At 41.9% G+C, this 25,862-nt stretch carries 21 protein-coding genes; 14 read left to right on the forward strand and 7 right to left on the reverse strand.

The window, feature by feature from the left end:
• Nucleotides 1-239: 239 nt before the first annotated feature.
• Complete coding sequence (locus tag V1500_RS06720; RefSeq protein WP_409304806.1) at nt 240-1,325, reverse strand: flavin-containing monooxygenase; 1,086 nt, start codon at nt 1,323-1,325, stop codon at nt 240-242.
• Nucleotides 1,326-1,536: 211 nt separating this feature from the next.
• Here V1500_RS06720 and V1500_RS06725 point away from each other — a divergent pair, with 211 nt between their 5' ends.
• Nucleotides 1,537-1,677 carry a hypothetical protein gene (locus V1500_RS06725; protein ID WP_409304807.1) on the forward strand — a complete coding sequence of 47 codons (141 nt, stop codon included), beginning with the start codon at nt 1,537-1,539 and terminating at the stop codon, nt 1,675-1,677.
• A gap of 191 nt (nt 1,678-1,868) precedes the next feature.
• Here the strand turns inward: V1500_RS06725 and V1500_RS06730 are convergent, their stop codons facing one another.
• From V1500_RS06730 to V1500_RS06745, 4 genes are read right to left on the reverse strand one after another with little or no spacing between them, the layout of a single operon-like run.
• Nucleotides 1,869-2,027 carry a hypothetical protein gene (locus V1500_RS06730; RefSeq protein ID WP_409304808.1) on the reverse strand — a complete coding sequence of 53 codons (159 nt, stop codon included), beginning with the start codon at nt 2,025-2,027 and terminating at the stop codon, nt 1,869-1,871.
• Nucleotide 2,028: 1 nt separating this feature from the next.
• Nucleotides 2,029-3,288, reverse strand: coding sequence for a Ger(x)C family spore germination protein (locus tag V1500_RS06735; RefSeq protein WP_409304809.1), 1,260 nt, complete (start codon nt 3,286-3,288; stop codon nt 2,029-2,031).
• The gene (locus V1500_RS06740) at nt 3,260-4,375 is read right to left on the reverse strand and encodes a GerAB/ArcD/ProY family transporter (RefSeq protein WP_409304810.1); all 1,116 of its coding nucleotides are present in this window, start codon (nt 4,373-4,375) and stop codon (nt 3,260-3,262) included. Before V1500_RS06740 ends, V1500_RS06735 begins: the two co-directional genes overlap by 29 nt.
• 8 nt (nt 4,376-4,383) lie before the next feature.
• Nucleotides 4,384-5,916 (reverse strand): spore germination protein, encoded by a 1,533-nt coding sequence (locus V1500_RS06745; protein WP_409304811.1) that lies wholly within the window; start codon nt 5,914-5,916, stop codon nt 4,384-4,386.
• Between the two features lie 648 nt (nt 5,917-6,564).
• Between V1500_RS06745 and V1500_RS06750 the strand changes: the two genes are divergently transcribed.
• The 4 genes from V1500_RS06750 to V1500_RS06765 all read left to right on the forward strand — a co-directional run bounded on the left by V1500_RS06750 (nt 6,565) and on the right by V1500_RS06765 (nt 14,733).
• Nucleotides 6,565-9,771 (forward strand): SNF2 helicase associated domain-containing protein, encoded by a 3,207-nt coding sequence (locus tag V1500_RS06750; RefSeq protein ID WP_409304812.1) that lies wholly within the window; start codon nt 6,565-6,567, stop codon nt 9,769-9,771.
• Between the two features lie 444 nt (nt 9,772-10,215).
• The gene (locus V1500_RS06755; RefSeq protein ID WP_409304813.1) at nt 10,216-11,148 is read left to right on the forward strand and encodes a peptidoglycan-binding protein; all 933 of its coding nucleotides are present in this window, start codon (nt 10,216-10,218) and stop codon (nt 11,146-11,148) included.
• A 396-nt stretch (nt 11,149-11,544) separates the two neighbouring features.
• On the forward strand, nt 11,545-13,104 hold the full coding sequence (locus V1500_RS06760) for an acyl-CoA synthetase (protein ID WP_409304814.1): 1,560 nt from the start codon (nt 11,545-11,547) through the stop codon (nt 13,102-13,104).
• Between the two features lie 372 nt (nt 13,105-13,476).
• Complete coding sequence (locus tag V1500_RS06765; protein ID WP_409304815.1) at nt 13,477-14,733, forward strand: MFS transporter; 1,257 nt, start codon at nt 13,477-13,479, stop codon at nt 14,731-14,733.
• 531 nt (nt 14,734-15,264) lie between these two features.
• Here V1500_RS06765 and V1500_RS06770 read toward each other — a convergent pair.
• Nucleotides 15,265-16,794 carry a DHA2 family efflux MFS transporter permease subunit gene (locus tag V1500_RS06770; protein WP_409304816.1) on the reverse strand — a complete coding sequence of 510 codons (1,530 nt, stop codon included), beginning with the start codon at nt 16,792-16,794 and terminating at the stop codon, nt 15,265-15,267.
• Nucleotides 16,795-16,981: 187 nt separating this feature from the next.
• On the opposite strand from V1500_RS06770, the gene V1500_RS06775 reads away from it, so the two are divergent.
• The 3 genes from V1500_RS06775 (at nt 16,982) to V1500_RS06785 (ending at nt 19,823) form a co-directional block, all read left to right on the forward strand.
• Nucleotides 16,982-17,893, forward strand: a complete 912-nt coding sequence (locus V1500_RS06775) for a TetR/AcrR family transcriptional regulator (RefSeq protein ID WP_409304817.1) — start codon at nt 16,982-16,984, stop codon at nt 17,891-17,893.
• A gap of 281 nt (nt 17,894-18,174) precedes the next feature.
• Nucleotides 18,175-18,618 carry a MarR family winged helix-turn-helix transcriptional regulator gene (locus tag V1500_RS06780; protein WP_409305937.1) on the forward strand — a complete coding sequence of 148 codons (444 nt, stop codon included), beginning with the start codon at nt 18,175-18,177 and terminating at the stop codon, nt 18,616-18,618.
• Nucleotides 18,615-19,823, forward strand: a complete 1,209-nt coding sequence (locus tag V1500_RS06785; protein ID WP_409304818.1) for an MFS transporter — start codon at nt 18,615-18,617, stop codon at nt 19,821-19,823. Before V1500_RS06780 ends, V1500_RS06785 begins: the two co-directional genes overlap by 4 nt.
• Before the next feature lie 248 nt (nt 19,824-20,071).
• Here V1500_RS06785 and V1500_RS06790 read toward each other — a convergent pair whose 3' ends face one another.
• Nucleotides 20,072-21,454, reverse strand: coding sequence for an amino acid permease (locus V1500_RS06790; RefSeq protein ID WP_409304819.1), 1,383 nt, complete (start codon nt 21,452-21,454; stop codon nt 20,072-20,074).
• 455 nt (nt 21,455-21,909) lie between these two features.
• Between V1500_RS06790 and V1500_RS06795 the strand changes: the two genes are divergently transcribed.
• The 6 genes from V1500_RS06795 (at nt 21,910) to V1500_RS06820 (ending at nt 25,817) form a co-directional block, all read left to right on the forward strand.
• Nucleotides 21,910-22,677: a transporter substrate-binding domain-containing protein gene (locus tag V1500_RS06795; RefSeq protein WP_409304820.1), complete on the forward strand. Its 768-nt coding sequence runs from the start codon at nt 21,910-21,912 to the stop codon at nt 22,675-22,677.
• 62 nt (nt 22,678-22,739) lie between these two features.
• Nucleotides 22,740-23,384, forward strand: coding sequence for an amino acid ABC transporter permease (locus tag V1500_RS06800; protein WP_409304821.1), 645 nt, complete (start codon nt 22,740-22,742; stop codon nt 23,382-23,384).
• Nucleotides 23,381-24,109, forward strand: a complete 729-nt coding sequence (locus tag V1500_RS06805) for an amino acid ABC transporter ATP-binding protein (protein ID WP_409304822.1) — start codon at nt 23,381-23,383, stop codon at nt 24,107-24,109. Before V1500_RS06800 ends, V1500_RS06805 begins: the two co-directional genes overlap by 4 nt.
• Nucleotides 24,110-24,505: 396 nt before the next feature.
• Entirely contained in the window at nt 24,506-24,658 is a 153-nt protein-coding gene (locus V1500_RS06810; RefSeq protein WP_409304823.1) for a hypothetical protein, read from the forward strand.
• On the forward strand, nt 24,655-24,873 hold the full coding sequence (locus V1500_RS06815; protein ID WP_409304824.1) for a GNAT family N-acetyltransferase: 219 nt from the start codon (nt 24,655-24,657) through the stop codon (nt 24,871-24,873). The genes V1500_RS06810 and V1500_RS06815 overlap by 4 nt, the downstream gene beginning before the upstream one ends.
• Nucleotides 24,874-24,947: 74 nt before the next feature.
• The gene (locus V1500_RS06820; protein WP_409304825.1) at nt 24,948-25,817 is read left to right on the forward strand and encodes a phosphotransferase family protein; all 870 of its coding nucleotides are present in this window, start codon (nt 24,948-24,950) and stop codon (nt 25,815-25,817) included.
• The last annotated feature ends 45 nt before the right edge of the window (nt 25,818-25,862 follow it).

Consider the following 25,862-nt stretch of genomic DNA (forward strand, 5'->3'; position numbering starts at 1 on the left):
AAACGTTCTCAATGTGTTGTATAAGGGAGTGTGGAATAAGCGATCCATCTGCTCCCTAGCATTCGCTGCCCTCATAATTCAGAAGGTTTTTAGCCACATGTAGTTCCAGGCGCGGCGTGGCTATGACAATTAATGTTGTGTTGATAGAATCTCAAAAGGGGAATTATATATATTGAAAAACTTTTTAAACCAATTTAACAGTGCCTTTCTATCGAAGCACTGTCTATTTTGAGTTAGCACTACATAACATTCTTTTTGATAGATAACTCGTTTTTCTCGATGCTGCTGGCCAGGTGCTCAGCTAGATACTTCGCGTCTTCCCCAACTCCAAGAAGCAAGGCTGAACCTCGTTTGTTTTGCCATGGCTGCCCCAAGAACACTACTCCAGGTATATTTGTAACTCCCCGGTTATGGATGGGTTTGCCGTGCCGATCCAGAATATCGGGAATGTCAATCCATCCATAGGTTGGTTTAAAGCCGGTTGCCCAAATAATATTAGAAGGCTTTAGTCTATCATTATTTTCAAAAATGATTTCGCCCAGGTCTTGCCCTTTGGTTCTGGGAAAGATCCTGATTTGCTTCTGGTTGACCAGCTTCTTTAATTCTAGTCCAAAAATAGGATCACCAGAGCTTCTAATTTTTTTACCCATTACAGATTCACGGTCTGTGCGCAATATCCCAAGTTTGTCGAACCACCAAAAAATGGGCTTACCCATGAATTTTAATGGAAGATAGCGGATTTTTTGGCCAACAGACAAAGATACCTGGTGCTTGGTTGCTAATTCCACTGCTATCTGGGCTCCTGAATTTCCTCCTCCTACAACTAAAACAGGTCCCGGTTTTAATTGTGACGGGTTCTTATATTCAGAAGAATGTATTTGAGTCACATCACTCGGAAGGTTGTGTGCAAATGGCGGGATGAAAGGGGTCTGAAACGGACCCGTTGCAATAACAATCTGTTTAGCTTGATATGTTTTTTGGTTGGTTGTGACTGTAAAGAGGTTTTCTTCACGAGACCCTGACAGTGAAGTTATTTTCGTTTCAAGCTGCACAGGAAGTTTGAATGTTTCCGCGTACTCCCTTAAATAAGCTGTTACCTCGTCTTTTGTTGGAAGGTCATTTGGTGCGCCGGGAAAATTAAGTCCTGGCAGGGAGCTGTACTTTTTAGGGGTAAATAATATAAGTGAATCATAGCGATTCTTCCATGACTCCCCAATTGAGCTGCATTTGTCTAGTATGATAAATTTTTTGCAGGTTTGTTTTAGCCAGTAACCCATTGAAAGGCCCGACTGTCCCGCACCTATAACAATTAAATCAAATAGCATATGGCCTCCTGAATAATCGGGCTTACACACATTCTCCTTTGTGATTTAACAACCAAATTATACCAAAAACACTACTGAAAGTGCTTCAAAAATGTCTTTATGTCTTTCGCTGAACAAGCTATGGCAATGCGCAAGCGTGTGGCAACACTGTTTAAAAGTGTGAGAGAAGGTAAAAATATGTTATACGGAGCCAATAGGGAGGGATGATAGGATGAAAGAAGTGACCCAAACCAGGTTTTGCAACAATTGCGGGAAAGAAACAGTGCATATGGTTCGTGAGAGTGCAGTGGATATTGAATACACATGCAGGGACTGTGACAAACAGGAAGAAATTGTGAAGACCTTTTTCTGAGGAAATGTCAAATGGACATCTACGGTTAAGCCACTAACTTTTTTTAAGTAAGCCGTTCTCTTAGAGACCCTCATCGGGAAGTACAAATACAAAAAAACACAAAAGCAGTGAATTTAACGAATTCACTGCTTTTGTGTTTTTTGAACAAATATGTAGAAATAAATTAGAGGGGGAAGTGAGTCGATCTATTTTTATTTTAAGACAGTAAACTTCGGTAATAACACGATGATTACAGCAAGGGCAAAAGCTACAGAGGCTCCAAGCCGATTTTTCTCCTTCCACATGCTCCAGCCAAAAGCAGCTGTATATAAACTGATCAAGATGACACTGATCCATATTATAAATGCCATATTAATCCTTAACCTCTTTCATTTTCGGAACCTTGTATTGCTGGCCAAATTCTCCAAACCTTATTTTGACCTTGATGTTTACAATGGAATCCGGATAGCTCCTCATCCAGTCAAATTTTGAATACTCCTCGGCCGTCTTGAACTTTTTCCGCGCATATGAAGACCAATAAAAAGGTTCCGCCTTGTAATCTTTCATAGTTTTTTTCACTAATTTCATCATTTTGTTTTCAATTCCTTTTTCTAGGGACTTCTTAAGTGCCTCCTTTTTTTTATTATCCTGTGCATAATCTACCATGCTTGGATTGGACAAAATTTCCACGGTTAATGGAACAGTCACGTCTATAGTGGCCCGTCCCCTTGAAATGCTTGTCTTAACGTCATTTGGCCTATCTTTTATTATCCTTGCTGCAATCCGAAAATCTTTATGAAATGGATCAGGGAAGGTTCCGAGAATATCCGCTAGTTCTGAAGTGGGGTCTAATTGCTGTGCCAGCCTTGTTTCTTCTCCAGTCAGCTTGCCTATCATCTTTCCTTCTTTAAAGACTGCAGACCCCAAAAATTGTGTCTTATCATGGAAACCCTCCATTTTCACTTCTCCGGCCAGGAATTCATCCTCGTACCCTTTTCTGGGTTTTTTTGCCAGTTTGGTAGTGGCGTACATCGACAAAAACAGTCCTTCATCCCCCTCGGTAATTCTGATAAATCGATGGAGGTCGGAAGGCGGGGACATGCCGGTCTGGATGACCCGTTCTGTTATTAATTCAAAATACTTATGCGGACGCGTTTCAAGCTTCGGTTTGTTTTTATTCAGAAAGGTATGTGCTTGTTCTTTTGAAACAACCAGGATTACATCCCTCCTGATTTCACGGTCCTTTGTCGCATCGTAAATATGCCTGATAAACTGCGTTTCTTTTGCAAGCTCTTCTGAGATAATAAACACTTTCAATAAATCATAAGAGAGCTCCTTTGTAACCGAGACATTCGCTGTGTTACGAGAGGAAATGAAATCACTCGCTTCCACCGTCACCGTTTCAGTTGGAGGTTCATTCGTTCCTCCGCCTGTTGGGAGAGTTCCCACCTCCGGGTTAGAAATCAGGTAGGTTACTTTCATCAAACCGGTCCGTTTAGATTTATCCAGGCCGATGGCAATGACATACGCCAATTCATCAGCCTCTTTATATTCCACGCATCCAGTTAACAGGAAAACCATCATACTTAACATCAAGACATATCTAATTGTAATGATTCTTTTTCGGTTCATTCTTGCTGTCACCTGCCTTGGAAAAGATCCACATTAATATGGGCAAAGAAATGAATACAGGGGTTTCGATCTGAAGGATTGCAATTTTTAAATAGTACGTAACAAAGGAAGGGCTTTCTGGGACTAGGCCGATTAGCAGCATAATAATTCCCAGAGCAGGCAGTAAATATTCGAATTCTTTAATGTGGAAAATATCCCCAATTAACATGGCGTTCATATATAATAAAACCGCAAATCTCACAAAGGTAGCTATCACCCAGAAAGGCAGGAAAAATGTCTCCATATGCGTTAGAAAATTGCCAAGCCGTATATATCTGATGACTGAGTGGAAAGGATATGCCTGCTCAGTAACGGCCGGGAAGTCAAACAGGCAAATAAATGCTAACAGGGATACTGTCAATTCTGTTATGAGAAAAGCAAAGGCAATCCAAGTACCTTTTTTAAAGTCTTTAAAGCTTTTTATGCTCGTTGCTAATATGGCTGCCAAGAAGAAATCAAAGTATAGGGATGAAAAGGCGGCGCTTTGTTTGCCAATTTCTATAACTCCTGGACCCCAAAAAGGAAATATTGAAAAAAGATAGCCCTCAAAAAAAGTAAGGACTAATGCTAACAAGAGGGTAATTTTCACATAAGGAAGGATCATCCATGCGGTCGAACCAACATACTGTATCCCTTTCTTTGCCATATACGCACATACGGTAATCAGTAGGGCAAAAATTACGATGGCTGGGGTTCTTGTAAAATAAAGTGTTGAAATGATATCCACATTAACCCGCATATCGACAATAGTCTGTGCAAACATAATGGTAAGCAGACATAGTGAAATAAAGAAGCCAAAAACCTTACCGAATAGAAGTTTGAAGACCATATACAGATTTTTACCCTTGTAACGGGACAATACGTTCAATGTCAAAAATATCGGTATGGATGCAATGATTCCTGTTATAAGAGCTGTCATCCAACCCGAGTTGTGTACTTTATTGTAGATGATCGTCGGGGTGTCATCAGCAAGCTTCACCCCAATGGTCAGCATCATAATAGCGGTATATTCGCGCACGCCTAACTTTCCTTCAGATGATTCCTGCATGTAGGGGATCACTCGCCTTTTTTAACTTGATCTTTTGGCTTTAGGTATCCAGGACGCAATCTTTCAGAGGTCAAAAGTTTGCGTACAATGGTGTCCATTGATGACTTGTATCGTGGAGTCATTGGGGCCAGGAAAGGTACCCCAAAGGATTTGATGGATGCCATGTATGTAAGTCCCATAGAGAAGAGTCCTGTCACCCCATAAAAACCGAACAATGCTGCGCTAAAGATAAACATGAATTTAATCATCCGGATACTATAATTCAAATTCACGTCACTTACCGCAAAAGAGCTTACTCCACCCAAGGCAACAACAATGATCACCAGGGGGCTGATGATGTTTGCTTCTACTGCAGCCTGCCCTAAAATGAGTGCGCCGACTATGCCAATTGTTGTGCCTAATGGTGTAGGAACCCTTAATCCTGCCTCCCTGATTAATTCGAATGCCAATTCCATTACCAGAACTTCACCGAAAGCCGGAAGCGGAACTTTTTCACGGCTTGCAGCTATGGCCAAGAGCAAATCAGAGGGGATCATTTCCTGATGAAAAGTGGTAACAGCAACGTAAATGGCTGATGAAAAGAGAGTGGTGAAAACGGCAAAAATTCTAAGCAGTCTCGTGAAATTACCTACTGGGAACCGTTGATAATGCTCCTCCGGCGAATGGAAAAAAGACCAAAAGGTAGCGGGGAGGACCAGGGCATCAGGGGAATTATCCATCAAGATCGCAATATGTCCCTCTTCTAAAAACGCCGCTACACGATCAGGCCTCTCAGTATACAATATGGTAGGAAATACGGATTTCCTTCGTTCCTCAATGTATTGTTCAAGAATTCCCAAGCTCTGGACATGCTCGACATTTAAAGCTTTAAGCCGGTTCCTTATATTGCTTACTAATTGTTCGTTGGCTAAATCCTTTAGATAAATTAGAAAGGCCTCATTGTTTGAACGCTTAGATACCTTAATTGATTCCACCATAAACGATTCATTGGTAATTCTTCTCCTTACAAGGGAGATGTTCGTATACGCAGTTTCATTGAAAGCTTCCTTCGGGCCTTTTAAAACATACTCATTTTCTGCCTTTTCCACGCTCCGTGCCTTCGGTTTTGCACACTGGGCCACATAACCATACGAACTGTCTTCCAGCAGCAATACTGCGTTGCCTTTATTAATGTCCGTGATCACATCTTTCATTGATTGCCTGGTAGAAACGGAATCAAAAGTAATGATATCCTTTACAGATTTTTTTTCAGCCATATTCTGCAAAAGAGGCTTAATGATATGCGCGTCTAATTGTTTTTTATCTGTTAAGGAATTTACAAAAATAATACAAGCCTTCTGGTTTGTCTTATTAACGGTAAGTTCCCGGAATGTCACATCAACATTGTCAGGGTAATTATAAGTTTTCTTTAACAGGGCGACATTCTTATTAAGCGTTTGGCTTACTTTTGAATTTTTGGCGGACGAGTCCTTTTCTGTCTTTTGCGCATTGTTTTTTTTGTTTGTTTTCTTATGTAAGAACGAAAGCAAATTCTTAAACATTCAAATGCCACCTGTTTTTCGGTTATTTTGTCTCTAAATGGAAATTTTAATCGCCCTGCTGGTTTTAAAGTGAAAAAATTACAAGGTGGGATCGTTACAAGGATTCCTTCGTGGGAAAGGAGATGTAAAAGGTACTAATGGTGGATAAAAAATCATAAATCCACTGAGATATGTAGTTTTTTGGTTACCAATTAGCAACAGCGTAATAATTGATCTGCTGTATTTATTTCAGGATTTAATCTTTAAGTCCCAGTATGTAGAGCTTCGGGGTCTCAAACTAGCGCGGCATATTTTTATAAGGAGGATTTCTCTTTCTACGGAGTGTTATAAAAAAAATGGTACAATACAATCTAGCAGAGAATTCAATCAAGGAACATATGAAGGTCAGCTAAGAACGCCACGTGTTGAAGGTCAGCTAAGAACGCCACGTCGTGTGGCAAAGCTGACGACCCACATCCTGTGGGCCTGGCAAAGCTGACGACCCACATCCTGTGGGCTTGGCAAAGCTGACGACCCACGTCCTGTGGGCCTGGCAACGCTGACGACCCACATCCTGTGGGCCTGGGCAAAGCTGACGACCCACATCCTGTGGGGCCTGATAACGCCGATGTCAGCACATCGGTGTGTGTCACAGGAAAGGAGATAGCATTGTATATTCATTTACATCAAAAAATGATTAAGGATATGTGCGGTCTGGTCTCCTTCAAACGGGGTGACGCTTTTTACCGTGCAGATAAAGTCCGATTCGAACTGTACAGCCAAGATGTCTGCAGAGCAGTTGTTATAGGGAATGACGATTTTTACGTAACTATAGAAAAAGATTCAGCAGGGAGCATCAAGACAACATGCAGCTGTCCTTCACTCGCTTCGTTTGGAAAGGATTGTCAGCATATTGCGGCAGTTTTGGTTGCAATCCTTGAGCATCAGCGAAAAGGTACGCAGCCATTTGTGGATACAAATCGGGATGAATCCAGGCAGGATGAAGATTCAGTTCAGAACTTTTTGACGTTATTTCGCGAGAAGCCGGTACGCCGGAGCGGACATCAGCGCCATTTTGAAAATAGGAAGGTGCTTGAGACAGAATTAATATGCAGACCTGTTTCATTTGGCCAGGACTATAGGATTGGCATAGAGCTTAAGATTGGAGGCGATTTGGTTCAAAATATAAGGCAGTTTTTGGAGCATGTCAGGACAGGTTCATCGATCCTGCTTTCACCTTTCTATGCATACGATCCTGAGCTTCACTGTTTTGACCATAAGACAGATGCCGTTATCCAGCAGCTGATAGACGTGACCGATGACGAAAAGGTATATGTAAGTGCACTGCCTGATGATTTTTTTACAGAGGATTCTATTTTAATTATGCCTCCATCTTCATGGGAACGGATTTTACCGCTTCTCGCTACAGCACCACATGTAAAGCTGCAGAATGATGGAAGGACGTTTGAAGGTCTGCGTATATCCGAGGCACCGCTTCCTTTGCAATTTATACTGACAGAGACAGATAAAAAGGGTTTCCGATTGGAGACAAAGGGATTGGACATGCTGATCATGCTGGATACTTACCATTCAGTCTTATGTGAAGGGAATATAATCCAGCTGGTAGAAGAGGACTATAAACGGCTGATAGACTTGCGCCTGATGATAGCTGAATCAGGGGCAAATCAGCTTCCAATTGCTGAAGATCAGCTCGATTTTTTTCTAGAAAAAGCAGTTCCAGGTTTGAAAAAGCTTGGGAAGGTCGAAATATCTGACGGTATATCAAGCCGCTTGGAGAAACCGCCTTTAATTGCAAAACTGTATTTGGACAGGTTGAAAAACCGACTTCTGGCAGGGCTTGAGTTCCATTATGGCCATATAGTGATCAATCCTTTTGAAATAGCCGCTAACTCGAGTAATACGCTGTTAGTCAGGGATATGGTGAAGGAGGAGGCAATTCTGGCAATCTTGGAGGAGGCTTCATTTGCCAAGACAGACGGCGGATATTTTCTCCAAAATGAAGTTCTGGAGTACCAATTTTTATTTCATCTTGTGCCGAAACTGGAAAAGCTTGTACAAATTTATGCGACTACAGCAGTCAGGACCCGAATCTTCAGAGAAAACGCACGTCCGCAAATAAGTGTGAGGATCAAAAAGGAACGGACCAATTGGCTGGAATTCAAATTCCAGATGGATGGAATTTCTGATACCGAGATGCGTCAAGTGCTGGCGGCTCTTGAGGAGAAGCGAAAATATTACCGTTTGCGCAATGGATCTTTGATGTCGCTGGAGACGAGAGAATTTGAGGAGATTCAACGTTTCCTTAAAGCTGTTCCGGCTCAGAAGGAAGATTGGGAAAGCGGTCTGGAAGTCCCGCTCATTACAGGAATTCAGATGCTTGATACTCTGGAAGGTAATGATGCATTTTTGCTTGAAAAATCATTCCGGGAGTTCCTCCATGATATTCGTAATCCTGAACACCTTGAATTCCAGGTGCCAGAAAGCCTGGAATCCGTTCTAAGAGATTACCAGGTGCGGGGCTACAAATGGATGAAATCACTTGCGAGTTACGGATTTGGCGGGATTCTGGCAGATGATATGGGATTGGGAAAAACACTCCAAAGCATTGCTTTTATACAATCCGTGCTGCCGGATATACGGAAAAGGGAACTGCCGGTCCTCATTGTCTGCCCATCTTCTTTAGTGTATAACTGGGCCAGTGAAATCCTGTCATTCGCACCGGATATTCAGGCACTTGTAGTGGACGGCAAGAAAACAGACAGAGCCAGGCTGCTTGAGGAAGCGATTGGCATGGATGTCGTAATTACATCCTATCCCTTGCTGCGAAAGGACATTGATTTGTTCAAGCAATATACTTTCCATACTGTATTTTTTGATGAAGCGCAGGCATTTAAAAATCCTGTTACCCAGACAGCGCGTACAGTAAAGAGAGTAATGGCGGATCATCGGTTTGCACTGACGGGAACTCCGGTTGAAAATTCAATAGAAGAACTGTGGTCCATCTTCCATGTTGTATTCCCCGAACTGTTACAGGGGTTAAAGGCGTTCAGCGGACTTTCCAGAAAGGCGATTGCCAGGAGGACCCGCCCATTTCTGCTTCGGAGGCTCAAGGAGGATGTGCTGTCCGAGCTCCCCGGCAAGGTGGAATTGATGGAGACGGCGGAGCTGCTTCCGGATCAGAAAAAGCTATACGCTGCTTATTTGGCCAAGCTGAGAGAAGATACATTGAAGCATCTTGACAAGGATACTTTCCGCAAGAACAAAATCAGGATACTGGCAGGCTTGACACGGCTGCGCCAGATTTGCTGCCACCCCGGGCTGTTTGTAGATAAATACCGGGGAAGCTCGGCAAAATATGAGCAGCTCATGCAAATCCTTGAGGAGTCAAGGTTGTCTGGCAGAAGGCTATTGATTTTCTCTCAGTTTACGAAAATGCTTGAGATGATAGGCAGGGATTTATCGAGTCAAGGGCTGCCTTTTTTCTATCTTGATGGACAAACGCCCCCTGAACAACGAGTGGAGCTATGCAATCGATATAATGCTGGTGAACGTGATGTATTTTTGATTTCCCTGAAAGCGGGGGGGACCGGCCTGAATTTAACGGGTGCCGATACAGTAGTCCTTTACGATTTATGGTGGAATCCAGCAGTCGAACAGCAGGCGGCTGACAGGGCACACCGTATGGGACAGACACAAAAGGTGCAGGTTATAAAGCTGGTGGCCCGAGGGACCATTGAGGAGAAAATGAATGAGCTGCAAGAAAAGAAGAGGCATTTAGTAGAAGAATTAATCGATTCTGACCACGCTGCTGCCCAACTTACCGAAGAAGATATTCGAGAAATATTGATGATTTAAAGGCAACTATAGCGGGTGCCTCTGTTTTTGGAACGAATAGTGCTGGAAGCAGCAATGGTCAGGTAGACATTACTGGCGGATATATCGTAATTCTTATACTGCTATATGCTTCTCTTAATAGAGCTCTATGGCTAAACAGGTTACAACGCATACTGTACTCAGTCAACTAGTTGATTTTTAATGATAGGGGATTTCAATATTTACCAATAAGATTAAGAACAACTGCCAAAATTATCTTATCTGAAAAGGAGCAGCAGAATTGGTGCTGTTTGTTAGCGGATTGTAAAAAGAGAAATATAACAAAAGACAGTTACAAAGTCCTCTTTTTTTCAAAAATATTTCAAACTGTAGGATTTCTTAAACTAATTGTTATCCAATTATAATATTTTTGTTATTTTATAGTGATAGCATTGAGGTATATAAAAATGTTAGGGGAAAAGAGACTTGAAAAAATTAGTAACGTCAGTTGTTGTGACAGGTGCTTTGCTTGTCAGCAGTCCATTAGTCAGTGATGCAGCCCTCGGAGATCAGACGTTGAAAAGTGGCATGGTCCATAACGACGTTAAGCAATTGCAGGAAGTCCTCAAGAAAAAAGGTTATTTCAAAAATAGTAGAACTACTACATATTTTGGAACCATTACAAAATCAGCCGTAATAAATTTTCAAAAGAAATCCGGTTTATCAGCTGATGGCATAGCCGGGAAAAACACATATAGAGCATTAGGAATCACAAAGGGAACTCCTGCAACCACCAGTTCTTCATTTGGCAAGCGTACCTTAAAAACCGGTATGACAAATAGTGATGTAAAACAATTACAAGAAATTTTAAAGAAAAAAGGCTTTTTTAAGAACAGTAACACAACGAATTATTTTGGTCCAATCACAAGAAGTGCGGTAATCAAATTCCAGAAAAGTAAAGGTTTGATAGCAGACGGTATTGTTGGCCCGAAGACATATAAGGCATTGGGGTCCTCGACAGGCGGAGCCGTCAAGGCATCTGTTGCCTCGGTGTCAGAAACCTCTTCGGCCGCTTCGCTAGTATCTACTGCAAAGAAATATTTATCTGTACCGTATGTATGGGGAGGAACTACTCCAAGCGGCTTTGATTGCAGCGGTTTTTTAGGATATGTATTCGAAAAGAGCAATATCACTCTGCCTAGAACAGTAGCCGACATTTATAAAAAAGGTGTCAGTGTTTCCTCGAAGAAAGTTGGAGATATTGTCTTTTTCGAAACATACAAGCCAGGAGCTTCGCATGCCGGTATATATCTAGGCAACAATCAGTTCATTCACGCCTCTTCCTCTAAAGGTGTGACCATCAGTTCTTTAAACGAAAGTTATTGGTCACAAAGATACTTGGGGACAAAGAGATTATAGGGAAAAGAATATAATTTGCTGAAAGACGTATGAATCATCATGCGTCTTTTTCTTTTTGGAGAATTTTATTGTGCCTCCATGAAGGTTCTATTTATTATTACTTGTTATTCAAGGGGCTTTCATCTATTAGCCTATGAAAAGGCTAACGAAATATTAATGATACAAATTAGTACCAAGTATTAATAGTTACTGTTATAATAATGTCAGAAGAAATAGGCTGCTTTCAAAATTAGGTAAGTAACAGGATTGGCTGGGCAAGATAGGGATAGTGGTTTTAAGCATTGGGACTATCCATATTCTAGTTGCCTTAATTTGATTGAAGCGATGGAAATAATTTTATTAAAGGAAATTGGTAATTTGAATTATTAAACTCCTGAAGAATAGAGGATGACAGCAATGGATCAGAAGGTATTGATAGCACCGGAACAATATAATATTGCAAACGAAATTGAGAAACATATATCAGATAAAAACGCATTAATTTTGGAAAATGAGAGCGGCGAACGAAACACTCTCTCGTACTCAGAGTTAAACAAAAAGGCCAATAAACTTGCCAATGGTTTGATAAAGCTCGGTCTTGAGAAAGGCGACAGGGTGGTTGTCATGACAACCAGGCTACTTGATTCCTATGTGATTTATTTAGCATGCTTAAAAACTGGCCTCGTCATTAGTGCAGCTTCCGAATTGCTCAGAGCGAAGGATTTGGTCTATCGTTTAAACCACTCAGAAGCAAAGGCTGTTATTACATATCACCAGTATGTTTCGGAATTTGATAATATAAAAGAAGAAACTCCTTATCTGAAATACAAAATTGCATTTGGAGAGGAAACTGACAATTGGGTAGCCATGGAACGTCTGATGGAAGGGGAGCCGGAAGATTTTGAAACGGTAAAAACCTCCAAGGATGACTACGCATTTCTTGCTTATACATCCGGAACAACCGGTCTTCCAAAAGGGGTTGTCCATAGCCATGGCTGGGGCTACGCACATATTAGGACAGCTGCTGTAAAGTGGCTGAATATTAGCGAGGATGATACGGTTTGGGCTACTGCCGCACCAGGCTGGCAAAAGTGGGTGTGGAGCCCGTTTCTTTCCATTCTCGGTTCTGGAGCTACCGGCTTTGTCTATAATGGAAGGTTCAAGCCAGAGAAATATTTGCAGCTTCTCCAGGATAACCAGATTAACGTGTTATGCTGTACACCGACCGAATATCGGATGATGGCCAAATTGGATAACATCTCTCAGTTTAACCTTTCAGGGTTGCACACGGCCGTATCTGCAGGGGAAGCTTTGAATCGGGAAGTAATAGATGTCTTTAAAAGTAATTTCAATATTGACATCCGGGATGGCTATGGTCAGACGGAGAGCACGCTGCTAATTGCTAACCTTAATGTCGACCCTGAAAAGATTGGCTCGATGGGACAGCCGCTTCTCCAGGAATTTATTGAGATTGTAGATGAAAACGGTCATCCGCTGCCAGTGGGCGAAGAGGGTACGATTGCCATCCGCAGGGATTTTCCAGTCCTTTTTCAGCTCTATTATAAAGATGAAGAGAAAACGAAGAATGCCTATCACGGAAACTACTTTTTGACAGGCGACAGGGCTTGCAAGGATTCCGACAATTATTTTTGGTTCCAGGGCAGAAATGATGATGTGATCATCAGTTCCGGATATACGATTGGCCCTTTTGAAGTCGAGGATGCTTTAATGAGGCATGAAACTGTGAAAGAGTGCGCGGTCGTCGCGTCGCCTGATCCGATCAGGGGCAATGTCGTGAAGGCTTTTGTAGTCCTGAAAGATGGTGTAACGGGGTCCGAAGGCCTGGTTAAAGAACTTCAGCAATTTACTAAGAATTTGACAGCACCTTATAAATATCCAAGGATTATCGAGTTTATCCAGGCCCTTCCTAAAACAGATTCAGGAAAAATTCGCCGTGTCGAACTTAGAAATAGATAATACTCCCTATATTTATGAAAAACCCCAGCGGAGTCGCTGGGGTTTTTCATTTTACTGCGAAATTTAAGAGGGGCGAGTGCCGTGAGTGCATTCAGTTTGTATTACCAAATGGTTTTGGGGAATTTTGGGATTATGGGAGTTGAAAACAGTTGTGTGATGGTTTAGTATTAACCTACAAAAGACGGAAAGGGTGACCCGCAGCCATGAATTTTTAATTTTATTCTGAGAAATTCGTATATTACGATGTTTTTCTGGATAGGATTAGTCATGGCTTTGTATATTCGATAAGTACGGGGTAAGAGTAAGTGCCTGATCCCTTTCTTCTCGTTTTTCAAGCCTCCTGTCCGGGAGTGTTAAAGGAGGTATTTATGTATGATTGAAAAAAACAGCAGTACTTCATCCAATGCAGGTGTCGGGGCCCTGTTCCGAAACCGCGTCATCAGGACGATTCTGCTTTCCACCTTGTTTCTGCAGATTGGCATATGGGTAAGAAACTATTCAATATTGCTGTTTGTAATAGAACAAACAAATGAGGATCCTGTCGCTGTATCAATGATTTCAGTTGCAGAATTTGCACCTATATTTCTGTTTTCCTTTATTGGAGGGACCTTTGCTGACCGCTGGCGTCCAAAACGCACAATGGTTTGGTGTGACGTGTTGAGTGCAGTCTCAATTTTCGTTGTGCTGCTGACGCTTATTTTTGGAAGCTGGAAGGTTATATTCTTTGCAACTCTTGTTTCCTCGATTCTTTCACAGTTTTCGCAGCCATCAGGAATGAAGCTGTTTAAATTGCATGTTTCTGAGGAGCTCATTCAGATGGGAATGTCCATGTATCAAACCATGTTTGCGTTGTTCATGATATTAGGTCCCATTATCGGAACTCTGGTATTCCAACACTTTGGAATTCAAGCAGCAATCGGGATCATGGGTGTTGCATTTCTCCTGTCTGCGGCGGTATTGATGCTGCTTCCGCCAGACCGTGATATGGCTGATGGAAAAACGAACACTGGCCTTCTGCATGAAATGAAGGATGGGTTCCGCTATGTCTGGAACAGCCGGTCATTAACCCTGCTCGGTATGTGCTTTGCCGCAGCGGGACTTTCGATGGGACTTACCCAGCCGCTTGGAGTATTTCTGATCACCGAAAGGCTGGAGCTGCCAAAGGAGAATTTGCAGTGGATGATGGCTGCATTCGGTGCGGGCATGATCCTGGGCGGCGGCCTTACCATGACCTGGGCGAAAAAAGTACAGCCGCAGGTTCTGCTTGCAATTGGATTGGCGTCAAGTGCACTTGGTTTTCTATTCATAGGGCTGTCTACGATGTTGTGGCTGACCCTAACTATTCAATTCCTGTCCGGACTTTTTATGCCATGCATTCATATAGGAATCAATACAATGATTCTAAAAAATACAGAGGAAGCATTCATCGGCAGGGTAAACGGCATTTTAAACCCCCTGTTCATGGGTGCGATGGTTATCACGATGACGGTATCCGGCTGGCTGAAAGAAACGTTTTCCCTTGTGGCTGTATATGAGGCATCAGCTTTCTTAATGGCATTCGGAATTCTGACAATGGTGCCTTTAATTAAGAAACAAAAGATAGAACAGACAGTTAGGGAAGAAATATAAATAAATGGAGAATTAGAGGGATTCCAAAGCTTATACGCTTGGAATCCTTTTTACTTTGGACTGGGGTGAGTTTCTGTCCTTGCGCAGATCCGCTGAAAAAAATTGATATTTGTTTCCGTAATTAGCAGGTCATGGGATGTTAGATAAGGATTTTTATAGAAGGAATATGCGTAATCGCGAGGTCCGTCCAGATCATAATTTTCGATTCCGATAATTGAAGCGGGTATTTGGTCATATACTGTATCCAATGCATAGGACCTGGATTTACGACAAAAACCCTGAATGTTGGTGCGGGGAGATAAAGTAAGATTACTCCTTCAGCGATTAGAAATTTTTTTAGCTTTGCTTTTTTGATCCAGTTTCGTAAAAAATGCCCTAACCAAATGAATAGCCGTGTCCATACACAGCAGTCTTTGTCACTTAAGCTCTTTGACAAAAAGGGGGTAAATTATAATACCCAAATTCTCCAATAAAAATAAACCCGGGTGAACGACTTGTTATAAGTCATCATCCGGGTTCATTCTTCTGATATTAATTTTTTGAAAGCTGAGTTGCTTTGTGCATCTGTGTGCCCTTCACTTCAACAGGGTCTTCTGCCTGTTTGGAGCGTTTGATAAAGAAAGCAAGAATAAATGAGATGATGATGATGCAGGCTGCAATAAAGAAAGAATCATTGATCCCTTCAAGCAGAGCCCTCATGCCGATTTGCTGCTGCATGGCTGCAGCTGCGGCTTCTGTCGGTTTTGCCGTTACATTCTTCATGGCTTCCTTCGCCAATTCTTCAGCGTGAGTTTCTGTACGGTTGGACATAATAGTAACCAACAATGCGGTACCGATAGCACCAGCTACCTGGTTTAAGGTATTGTTCATTGCTGTACCATGCGGATAAAATCTTGCAGGCAATTGATTCAGTCCATTCGTAGAAACTGGCATCATTACCATTGATATACCTATCATCCTGATAGCATGCAATACCATTAAATAGGTATAGCTAGTTTCGAGAGTTAGCTGGCTGAAATAATAGGTTGTCACTACTGTAATCGCTAAACCAATTACAGCAAGGATCCGTCCGCCAAATTTATCGAATAACCTTCCGTTGATAGGAGACATGATTGCCATCAAAAGCGCACCTGGCATCAGCATCAAGCCCGCATCAAACGGCGTGATTCCTCTAAGTGTCTGTACATAAATCGGCAATAAAAGCATGCCGGAGAACATGGCCATATTCAATATCATCGTAATGGCAGAGGAAAGGGCAAACATAGGATATTTATAGACCCTGAAGTTAAGCAACGGCGATTCCATTTTTAGCTGGCGCAGGATAAATAATACCAATGAGATGGCGCCAACTATGATGGACACGTACACATAAGGGCTGTCCCAGCCCTTGCTTCCGGCTGAACTGAATCCGTATAAAAGTCCTCCGAATCCGACGCTGGACAGTAAAAGTGAGAATACATCCAGGCGAAGGTCAATTTTGTCTTTTTTATCCTTCAGCATGAAGAAGCCTATCAATAATACTATAATTGAAATTGGGGTAATGAAGTGGAACAGCATTCTCCAATCGTAGTGCTCGATGATCCAGCCTGATAATGTCGGCCCGATTGCCGGTGCAAACATTAGGATAAGTCCAAATACACCCATTGCAACTCCCCGTCTTTCAATTGGGAAGCTAACAAGCATAACATTCATCAATAGCGGCATCATGATTGCCGAACCGGACGCCTGAATCATGCGGCCAGCCAATAATAATGGAAATACATGGGCGAAGCCTGCCAAAAGTGTACCAAGTGTAAATAAAGTCATGGCAACCAGGAATAAGCGTCTGACCGAGTATTTTTGAATAAGGTAAGCTGTCGTTGGAATCAGAATTCCGTTTACAAGCATAAAGCCTGTTGTAAGCCACTGAACGGTGGAGGCCTCAATGTCCAGATCTTTCATAATGGAAGGTAGCGCTATATTTAATAACGTGTTGTTTAAAAATGCGATAAATGCACCGATCATCAATACCGCAATAATTCCGTACGGTGGACGATCAGTCTTTTTTATGGAATGTTCCATGGTGTTCCTCCTATATACTTTAAGTTCATAAATTTGTACCTGCATTACATCCAAATGCTATAATATACCATGGGTCTAAAAAATGCAATTAGAAAAATCCAAGAGATAAAGCGGGTTTGAAAAACTATTTCGAATAATGTACTATAAGTTTGTACCGGCAGTCTAATTAAATGAGAAGGTTGATCATATGAATGATAGGAAACAGCATGTCATAAAAATGGCCCATCAATTGTTCGTTGAGAAAGGTTTTCATGCCACGTCCATTCAGGATATCTTAGAGTACAGCGGGATATCGAAAGGAACGTTTTATAATTATTTTTCGTCGAAGAATGAGTTGCTGATGGCCCTCTTTAAAATGATATATAAAAAGCTGGAACAGGACCGGAACGAGCTGCTCATTGGGCAGGACCCGGCTGATATAGAGATCCTCATCAAACAAATATCGCTTCAATTCGAGACAAACAGGGCCAATCAGTTAATTTCTCTCTTTGAGGAGGCAATCTTTTCAAATGACGAGGAATTGAAGGAATTTATGAAACGAGGCCAATTGCTCTCGATTAATTGGTTATACCAGCGTTTCCTGGACATCTTTGGCCATGAAAAAAAGCCATATTTGCTGGATTCCGCAATAACGCTCATGGGGATATTGAAATATAACGTAAAATATAATGTGCTCGCCAATGGGCAGAGCGTCAACATCCAGCAGGTCGTGCGCTATTGTGTCGGGAGAATTGTGAAAATGGTTGATGAAGTAGCCGATGCAGGCGATCAATTACTAAGTCCGGAGCTGATAGAGAGGTGGCTGGAAGAACACACACATACAGACCAGGCTCTACAGCAGAAGTTGTTCCGTACGGTCATGAATTTAAAAGAGGAATTGCATAATACTTCACAAGAGCAAAAGTATCTGGAGCTGCTTGAATTTATCCAGCACGAACTTACACATTCAAAGGCCCCGAGGAAATTCCTGATTGAAAGCACTTTGTCTGCCTTGCATGCAAGTGACATATTGCGTGACAAAACCGAGCTTAAGAAACTCGAACAGATGGTGGAAGCATTTTTTAGCCAGTTAGAAAAAACGGCTGAACCAGTAGTATGAGCCTCATTTTATGAATTCTTAAGGGATGCTTCGGCATCCTTTTTTTGTTGGATAAGAAAGTATAACTTTTTTACAAAGACTGATGTCTAGTTTCGACGTACACGATGGTACTAGAGACGAGGTCGCCACAGGGCGCTTGCGCTTTTCCATTTTGAAGCAGAGTAAATTTGAAATGCCCCATTTTTTCATAAGGGTATCTGGACTTTTTTCCAGTTTTTCTGTAAAATAAAAAATAGTTACCCAAGGTAATTATTATGGAGGGTAACTATTTTGTGTCGGGAGTGTTTTTTATAGAAACTTATCAAAAATTTTTTCATCAATTATTGTTGCTATACCGGCCTTTTGAGAATCGGCTGAATGTACTGCTTGGCAAGCATCAGATTCAAAGGGCACAATGGACAATCCTATATTATTTATCCAATTTCGGAGCTGCCACCCTGGTGGAGCTTTCCCATTATCAAGGAGTTGAGAAGCCTACCATCACGAGGACCATCAATCGCCTGGAAGAGCTGGGATATGTAGGACAGGTCCCGAGCCAGGATAAACGGGAAAAGAGGATGCAGCTTACAGAGCAGGGAAGAACGGTTTACAAACATGTGCGGGAGACGATTGATCAGTTTGAGCAGGGTATCTTGAAGGGAATTTCTGAGGGGGAACAGCTGGAGGTTATCCGAATAATGGGTGAAATTCGAAAAAACGTCTTGGATCAGGGGGAGAGAAAATGAATCTCGATAAAGCGAAGCTATGGACGAAGGACTTTATCGTCGTTTCGTCCGTAAATTTTTTATTAACGTTAATTTTTTATTTATTGATGGTGACGATTGCGGTTTATGCTGTAAATGAATATGATGCTTCAACCAGTGAGGCTGGACTCGTTACAGGTATCTTCATTATTGGGACACTGATCGGCCGGCTGTTCATTGGGCGTATGATTGATTCCATCGGGCGGAAAAAGACATTGTTCATTGGACTGGCATTTTTTACGCTTACCACCCTTTTGTATTTTTGTAATCTGGGTATTACCTTTTTAATGATGAATCGGTTTATCCATGGACTCGCGCTTGGTGTGGCGAGTACGGCAACGGGAACGATTGTCGCACAGATCATTCCAGCGTCACGAAAAGGGGAAGGAATTGGCTACTATAGCATGAGTGCCACTCTTGCCACTGCAATCGGTCCGTTCATCGGCTTATATATGAGCCAGCATACAACCTTCCCTGTGATTTTTGGCTTTTGCCTGGCATTGGGAATAATCAGTTTGATCATTGCATCTTTCTTGTATGTACCGGTACTGGAAACACCAGCAAAAACAGCCGGCATGAAAGGAACGAAGGTATCCGATTTTATTGAGCCTAAGGCAGTTCCCATCGCCTTCATTACTCTGGCCGTTTCCATCTGTTATTCAAGTGTGCTTTCATTTATCAATTTTTATGCCATTGAAATTAATCTTGTGAATACTGCAAGCTTCTTTTTCATCGTATATTCCATTGCGGTATTAGTATCGCGTCCCTTTACCGGGCGGACAATGGACCGGAAGGGGGCAAATTTTATTATGTACCCTGCGTTCCTGCTCCTTTCAGCAGGCATGATTGTGCTCAGCATGGCTCACAGCAGTACCGCTTTATTGCTGTCCGGCGTTTTAATTGGTCTTGGTTTTGGGAACATGCAGTCGTGTACCCAGGCGGTCGCGGTTAAATTGACTCCTCCCCATAGAATGGGGCTTGCCACATCCACTTTCTTCATTTTTCTTGATGCAGGGCTAGGCTTTGGTCCTTATGTTCTGGGATTGATCATTCCTGTAACTGGCTATAGCTCACTCTATGTAATAATGGGGATTTTGGCTTTGGTATCCATTGTCTTCTATTATTTCCTGCATGGAAGGAAAGATGCTGCAGTAAGGATGAGCATGAATTCTTCAGCTTCTATGTGAAATTTAAATATAACCCATCTTCCAAAGTTGTATTACGCTGGCGGCGGAAGTGGGTTCTTTTTTATTTTGCCTGTAAAAGCATGTTGCTTTATAATTTTTTTTGTTCTAACTCCCATAACATGGCCGAAATGTCAGTGCTGGATGGGTTGTTTAAAATGCATTTGATGACTCCAAGAAGCAGGTACTGTTCATTTTAGCAATAAAAAACCAGCAGCCGCAGAACTGCTGGTTTGCCGTAGATAAGGCTATTATTTCGATTTGGCTTTATTTAATTCACTATGTTTATAACCGTAAACAAAGTATATGACAAGGCCTATTGCCAGCCAAACAACAAATCCCTTCCAGGTAAATGCGGAAAGCTGCAGCATGAGATAGAAGCAAAAGATTACGGCTAACGCAGGTATAACAGGAACCCATGGAGTCCTGAAGCCCCGCTTTAGCTCCGGCTGTGTCTTGCGGAGTACGGCCACCCCAAGAGACACTGTGGCAAAGGCGAATAATGTACCGATGCTTGTTAATTCAGCCAGTTTATCCAGTGGGACAAAGCCGGCAAAAAGTGCAACTAAAAGACCTGTAATCCAAGTGCTGTTAAGGGGAACCTTTGTTTTAGGATGTACTGAAGACATACCTTTTGGCAGCAATCCATCCCGGCTTATTGCGTAAAATAGACGCGTTTGGCCAAACATCATGACGACTAATACAGTCGTGATACCGACAATGGCTCCAAGAGAAATAAATCCGGCTGCCCAATCCTGGCCGATGAACTGAAGGGCAAATGCCACAGGATCCTTAACATTTAACATATCGAAAGGCACAATCCCTGTAAGAACAAGTGATACTGCAATATAAAGAATGGTACAGACAGCTAAAGCTGAAATGATGCCGATAGGCAGGTTACGCTGAGGATTCTTGACTTCCTCGGCAGCTGTGGAAACCGCGTCGAACCCGAAATAAGCAAATACTACGACCGCTGCTCCGGTCACTACCCCTGAAAAACCAAAAGGCATGAACGGCTGCCAATTAACCGGTTCTACATACCAAACACCTATTACAATGAAAAGAAGAACAACTGCCACCTTAATGATAACCATGATTGCGTTGAACCTGGCAGATTCCCTTACTCCTCTTGAGAGCAGCAAAGTAATCAATAGTACAATGATCACTGCAGGTAAATCAATGTATGTGCCTTCTGCCGGGTTAAAAGCACTTGTTAATGCTGTTGGGAGATGAATCCCAAAACCGGACAACAGGCTCTGGAAATATCCCGACCAGCCGCTTGCCACCGCTGAGGAGGCTAAGCCATATTCAAGGACCAGGTCCCATCCAAGTATCCACGCCAACAGCTCGCCAAATGCCACATAGCTATATGTGTAGGCACTTCCTGTTTCCGGAATCATGGAAGCAAACTCCGAATAACATAAAGCTGCGAATACGCAGGCAAGGCCAGCAATAATAAAAGATATGATCAAGGCAGGGCCTGCATACTTCGCAGCTGCCACACCTGTCAATACAAATACTCCTGTACCAATTATGGCGCCTATGCCCAACATCGTCAGATCCCATGCGCCCAATACTCTGTTAAGTGAGTGGTTCGAAATCTCACCCACATGCTTTTTCCTGAATAAATCCATAAAATGTCCTCCAAAATCATAGTTGTCGAAAAAAGTCGAAAGCTCTGCGTTTATTTTACTAGTATATTAAAAAAAAGTAAACACTAAATTTTCAGAAATATTCCCGTTCCATCAATTCTATTGATAACAGTACCTTGCTCACTTCCATTATGTTACATATATGGGATGGTTATGCGTGGTTATAAATTATTTTATTGGTCCTTTTTGTATAATACTTTTTTGAAAAAACATTAGATATATTAGAAAAAATAGGATGCGCTTTTAGAGATAAATGGAGATATATTCATGGTTTGCTAACTTTCTATAGAATTAGTAGGACAAATTATTGAAGAAGCAGAAGCATAGAAAAATTTATCAGTTTATGTTTTTCTAATTTGTGTGTTATATTTAGAAAAAGTGTAACTACTTTTATAGGTTAAAAGTCTTGTATGAAATCAAGAAGAGGAGAGATGGATTTGAAGAAATTCGGGTTGTTATCATTACTTTTCATCCTTGCCCTTGTCGTTTCCGCATGCGGCACTGAAAGCAGCGGCGGTGAAGGCGACAAAGATAAGGTATATAAGGTTGGGGTAGATACTACATATCCACCTTTTGAATTTGAAGAAGGCGGAGATTATAAAGGTATCGACATCGAGTTGATCAATGCGATTGCCAAAGATCAGGGTTTCAAAATTGAACTATCCCCGATGGATTTTGGCGGCATTATCCCGGCTATGCAATCTGGCGAGCTGGATGTAGCGATTGCTGGAATGAGTATTACCGATGAAAGAAAAAAGGTAGTGGATTTCTCAACGCCTTATTTTGACGCTGGACTTACATTGGTAGTAAACAAAGATAACTCTGACATTCAATCAGTTGATGACCTAAAAGGTAAGACGGTTGCCGTTAAAAAAGGTACAACTGGAGCGAAATATGCTACGGACAATGCTAGTAAAGCAGGTTTCAAGGTAGTCCAATTCAATGACAGCCCGGCAATGTTCCAGGAAGTATCTAATGGGAATGCTGATGTCCTTATTGAAGATTATCCGGTTATCGCCTATGCAATTGCCCAAAAGGATCTTGGATTAAAAATTGTGGGCGAGCGTTTGAACGGAGACCAGTATGGAATCGCCGTATTGAAGGGTGAAAACCAGGATTTATTGAAAAAGATCAACAATGGTCTTAAGAAATTAAAAGAAAACGGGAAATACGACGAGATTGTCAAAAAGTATCTTGGTGAATAATGTGTTGATGTAAAGGGATGGCGCGCACTTTGCGCGCTTTCTTCATGAAAGGAGATTAATAGATGGATACAATTACAACTGCGCTGCCTTTCTTATTAAAAGGCCTCCAGGTTACCCTTTATATATTTGTCATAGCCATTATTTTTGGCTTCCTCATCGGTTTGATTGTGGCTCTGTTCCGATTGGCTCCTATTAAAATATTAAACTGGATTGGCAGGATCTTTGTCGATGCTATCAGAGGAACGCCATTTCTTGTACAGCTGTTTTTCATTTATTTTGGTTTGAATTCACTGTCATGGATTTCTTTTAACAGCACAACAGCAGGTATCATAACAGTTGCTATCAATGCCGGAGCCTATTTTGCCGAGATTATTCGTGCCGGGATCCAGTCCATTGATAAAGGACAGACAGAGGCAGCAAGGTCAATCGGGCTTACGGCTTCCCAAACCATGCGTTTCATTATTCTTCCACAAGCGTTCAGAAGGATGCTTCCTACTATTACGAACCAGTCCATCATCAGCTTGAAGGATACCTCTCTGCTATCTATCATTGGGATTGCCGACCTGACACAGGCAGGGGAAATCCAGGCTTCCGCAACCTTTGAAGCATTCAAGATTTGGCTGACGGTCGGTATAATATACTTTATTATCATTTATTTACTATCCTTACTTGCCAATTTCCTTGAAAGGAGATTTGTGTTGCGATGAGTATTATTCAGGTGAAAAATTTAAAGAAATCGTTTGGAGATCTCGAAGTCTTGAAGGATATCAATGCGGAAATAAAGGAAAAAGAAGTTGTGTGTGTGATTGGCCCTTCCGGTTCAGGGAAAAGTACATTCCTGCGATGCCTGAACCGCCTAGAGGAAATTACGGGTGGACATGTCATCGTGAATGGACATGACATAACAAATCCGAAGATCAATATAAACAAAGTCAGACAAGACGTCGGAATGGTATTCCAGCAGTTCAATCTTTTTCCGCATAAAACTGTGTTGGAAAATGTAACTCTTGGGCCGATTAAAGTCCTCTCCGCGAATAAAGCCGAAGCGGAGAAGAAGGCACTGGAGCTGCTGGCAAAGGTAGGCCTTAAAGAAAAGGCTAACAGTTACCCTGGTGAGCTATCCGGCGGACAGAAACAGCGTGTTGCAATCGCACGGGCACTCGCCATGAACCCAAAGATCATGCTGTTTGACGAACCGACCTCTGCACTTGATCCTGAAATGGTTGGCGATGTATTGGATGTCATGAAACAGCTGGCCAATGAAGGAATGACCATGGTAGTGGTAACACATGAAATGGGCTTTGCACGTGAAGTTGGAGACCGAGTGATCTTTATGGATGGCGGTTATATCGTAGAGGAAAATAAACCGCATGAACTATTCGGAAACCCGCAGCATGAGCGGACCAAGGCATTCTTAAGCAAAGTATTATAATAGTGTAACGTGAGAGGATGTTGTACATCCTCTCTTATTTTTTGCAATTTTAGTAACTGACTTCCAATGATCCTGTGCTATATGATCGAAATCTGCCATTTATGATTGAATGGTCAAATTGTGCTCGAAAGCCTTATATAACTGCGGTGTACCGCTCAAGGCTACTAATGAGATTTTGCAATTTTTTTGATACGTAAGATTTGCAGGATAAGAGGAATTTCCTGCAGCAAAATAGAACTTTCAAGATGGGAAATCATGAATTTATCGTTTAGGACAAAATCGCACAAATTTAGAAAGGAAGACAAGTTAGGGGAACTTTATTGGAAATCCGATATATAACCAAGGAAAATATTCGGGCCTGTGCGAAGCTGGAAGTAAGCGGGGAACAGAAGCCATTTGTCTCAACTAGGTACGATAGCCTGGGCTTATGTTGACCCTGACTTTACGCCCTATGCCATCTGTGATGGAGAAGCGGTAGTCGGGCTGGCTGCGGTGGAGTATATAGTTGAAAATGAACCGTACGACCGCCACTGGGTAGCTCGTATATGATTGGGGAGCAGTTTCAGGGAAAAGGGTATGGCAAGCAGGCTATGCAGCAAATCATGGACATGAACGCAAAGCATGAAGACTGTGAGCGGATTCGCCTTTCCGTAGTAACGGAAAATCAATCAGCTATATCCTTTTATAAAAAAATAGGATTTGTGGAAACCGATGAAACGCTTCATGATGAAAATATCATGGATTATTTTTTGCCGGGAGGGTGAAATTTATAGTCTTGATGTGCTGAAATATAGACCAACCACAACAGGATAGCTTCAGACGGAAGGGTGTATTATTCTTGAATGAACAAACATTAAAGACTATTTTGCAAGATACATATGGGGACCTTACTCCTCACAGACTAACTGGAGGATATACCAATGACACTTTTTTGCTAAAAGGAAGCCAATCACTTTTAATAGCAAAAGTAGCCAGTTCAAGTAATGATGATATTAAAAATAAAATGAATTGCATGCGTCTACTTTCTGAGACGGACATTGTTCCGAAGGCATATGATTTAATCGAAACTGATGGAGCCAGAGTTGCCGTTATGGAATACAAAGAAGGCATAAATGGACAATCGATTCTAGATGGCAAGGAAGGGGCAAAGGCTAATGAGCTATATAAACTCCTTGGAAGAACGCTCGCAAAAAACATTCATTCATTGAGACCTGACGCTGTTTCAGCAAATGGAATCCATGAATACAGTATCAAAAATCTAAACCTGGATTTGGATTTTGTACCTGAAAATCTTAGGATAAAGACCAGAGATCAATTGCGAAGGCTTAATGATCATAGCCAAACATGGGTATTAACGCATGGTGATTATGGGGTTCACAATGTTTTATATCAGGACGGTCAGCTTGCCATTCTAGATTGGGAATGGGCTGAATGGGGCAATCCTTTAACGGATATTGCATGGGTACTGTGGTTTACCAACCTGCATTATCCAAACCAGGCAAATCAATGGCTTCGATTATTTTTGGAGGAATACAGGCTGCATCAGCGGGTTGAATTGAAATCGGATACATTACAGAGTTTTGGTGTTTACAAAGTATGTAAGGTGCTTCAGCGATTGGCGCAAGCTGGTCAGGATGTTCAGAAGGAATGGGTGAGACGGCTACGATGGACGCTAGAAACGGATATCTTCGATGTCTATGCTGATTGATGCAATAAACATGTTAACTCGCTAATGCCGGCGAGTTTTTTTATT

This window comes from Peribacillus sedimenti, assembly GCF_046237635.1.
Classification (GTDB): Bacteria; Bacillota; Bacilli; order Bacillales; family DSM-1321; genus Peribacillus; species Peribacillus sedimenti.

What these genes read in the sequence shown, in the direction of transcription:
- V1500_RS06720 (WP_409304806.1), bottom strand. Translation starts at nt 1,325, where the DNA reads ATGCTATTTGATTTAATTGTTATAGGTGCGGGACAGTCGGGCCTTTCA.
- V1500_RS06725 (WP_409304807.1), top strand. Translation starts at nt 1,537, where the DNA reads ATGAAAGAAGTGACCCAAACCAGGTTTTGCAACAATTGCGGGAAAGAA.
- V1500_RS06730 (WP_409304808.1), bottom strand. Translation starts at nt 2,027, where the DNA reads ATGGCATTTATAATATGGATCAGTGTCATCTTGATCAGTTTATATACA.
- V1500_RS06735 (WP_409304809.1), bottom strand. Translation starts at nt 3,288, where the DNA reads ATGAACCGAAAAAGAATCATTACAATTAGATATGTCTTGATGTTAAGT.
- V1500_RS06740 (WP_409304810.1), bottom strand. Translation starts at nt 4,375, where the DNA reads ATGCAGGAATCATCTGAAGGAAAGTTAGGCGTGCGCGAATATACCGCT.
- V1500_RS06745 (WP_409304811.1), bottom strand. Translation starts at nt 5,916, where the DNA reads ATGTTTAAGAATTTGCTTTCGTTCTTACATAAGAAAACAAACAAAAAA.
- V1500_RS06760 (WP_409304814.1), top strand. Translation starts at nt 11,545, where the DNA reads ATGGATCAGAAGGTATTGATAGCACCGGAACAATATAATATTGCAAAC.
- V1500_RS06765 (WP_409304815.1), top strand. Translation starts at nt 13,477, where the DNA reads ATGATTGAAAAAAACAGCAGTACTTCATCCAATGCAGGTGTCGGGGCC.
- V1500_RS06770 (WP_409304816.1), bottom strand. Translation starts at nt 16,794, where the DNA reads ATGGAACATTCCATAAAAAAGACTGATCGTCCACCGTACGGAATTATT.
- V1500_RS06775 (WP_409304817.1), top strand. Translation starts at nt 16,982, where the DNA reads ATGAATGATAGGAAACAGCATGTCATAAAAATGGCCCATCAATTGTTC.
- V1500_RS06785 (WP_409304818.1), top strand. Translation starts at nt 18,615, where the DNA reads ATGAATCTCGATAAAGCGAAGCTATGGACGAAGGACTTTATCGTCGTT.
- V1500_RS06790 (WP_409304819.1), bottom strand. Translation starts at nt 21,454, where the DNA reads ATGGATTTATTCAGGAAAAAGCATGTGGGTGAGATTTCGAACCACTCA.
- V1500_RS06800 (WP_409304821.1), top strand. Translation starts at nt 22,740, where the DNA reads ATGGATACAATTACAACTGCGCTGCCTTTCTTATTAAAAGGCCTCCAG.
- V1500_RS06805 (WP_409304822.1), top strand. Translation starts at nt 23,381, where the DNA reads ATGAGTATTATTCAGGTGAAAAATTTAAAGAAATCGTTTGGAGATCTC.
- V1500_RS06815 (WP_409304824.1), top strand. Translation starts at nt 24,655, where the DNA reads ATGATTGGGGAGCAGTTTCAGGGAAAAGGGTATGGCAAGCAGGCTATG.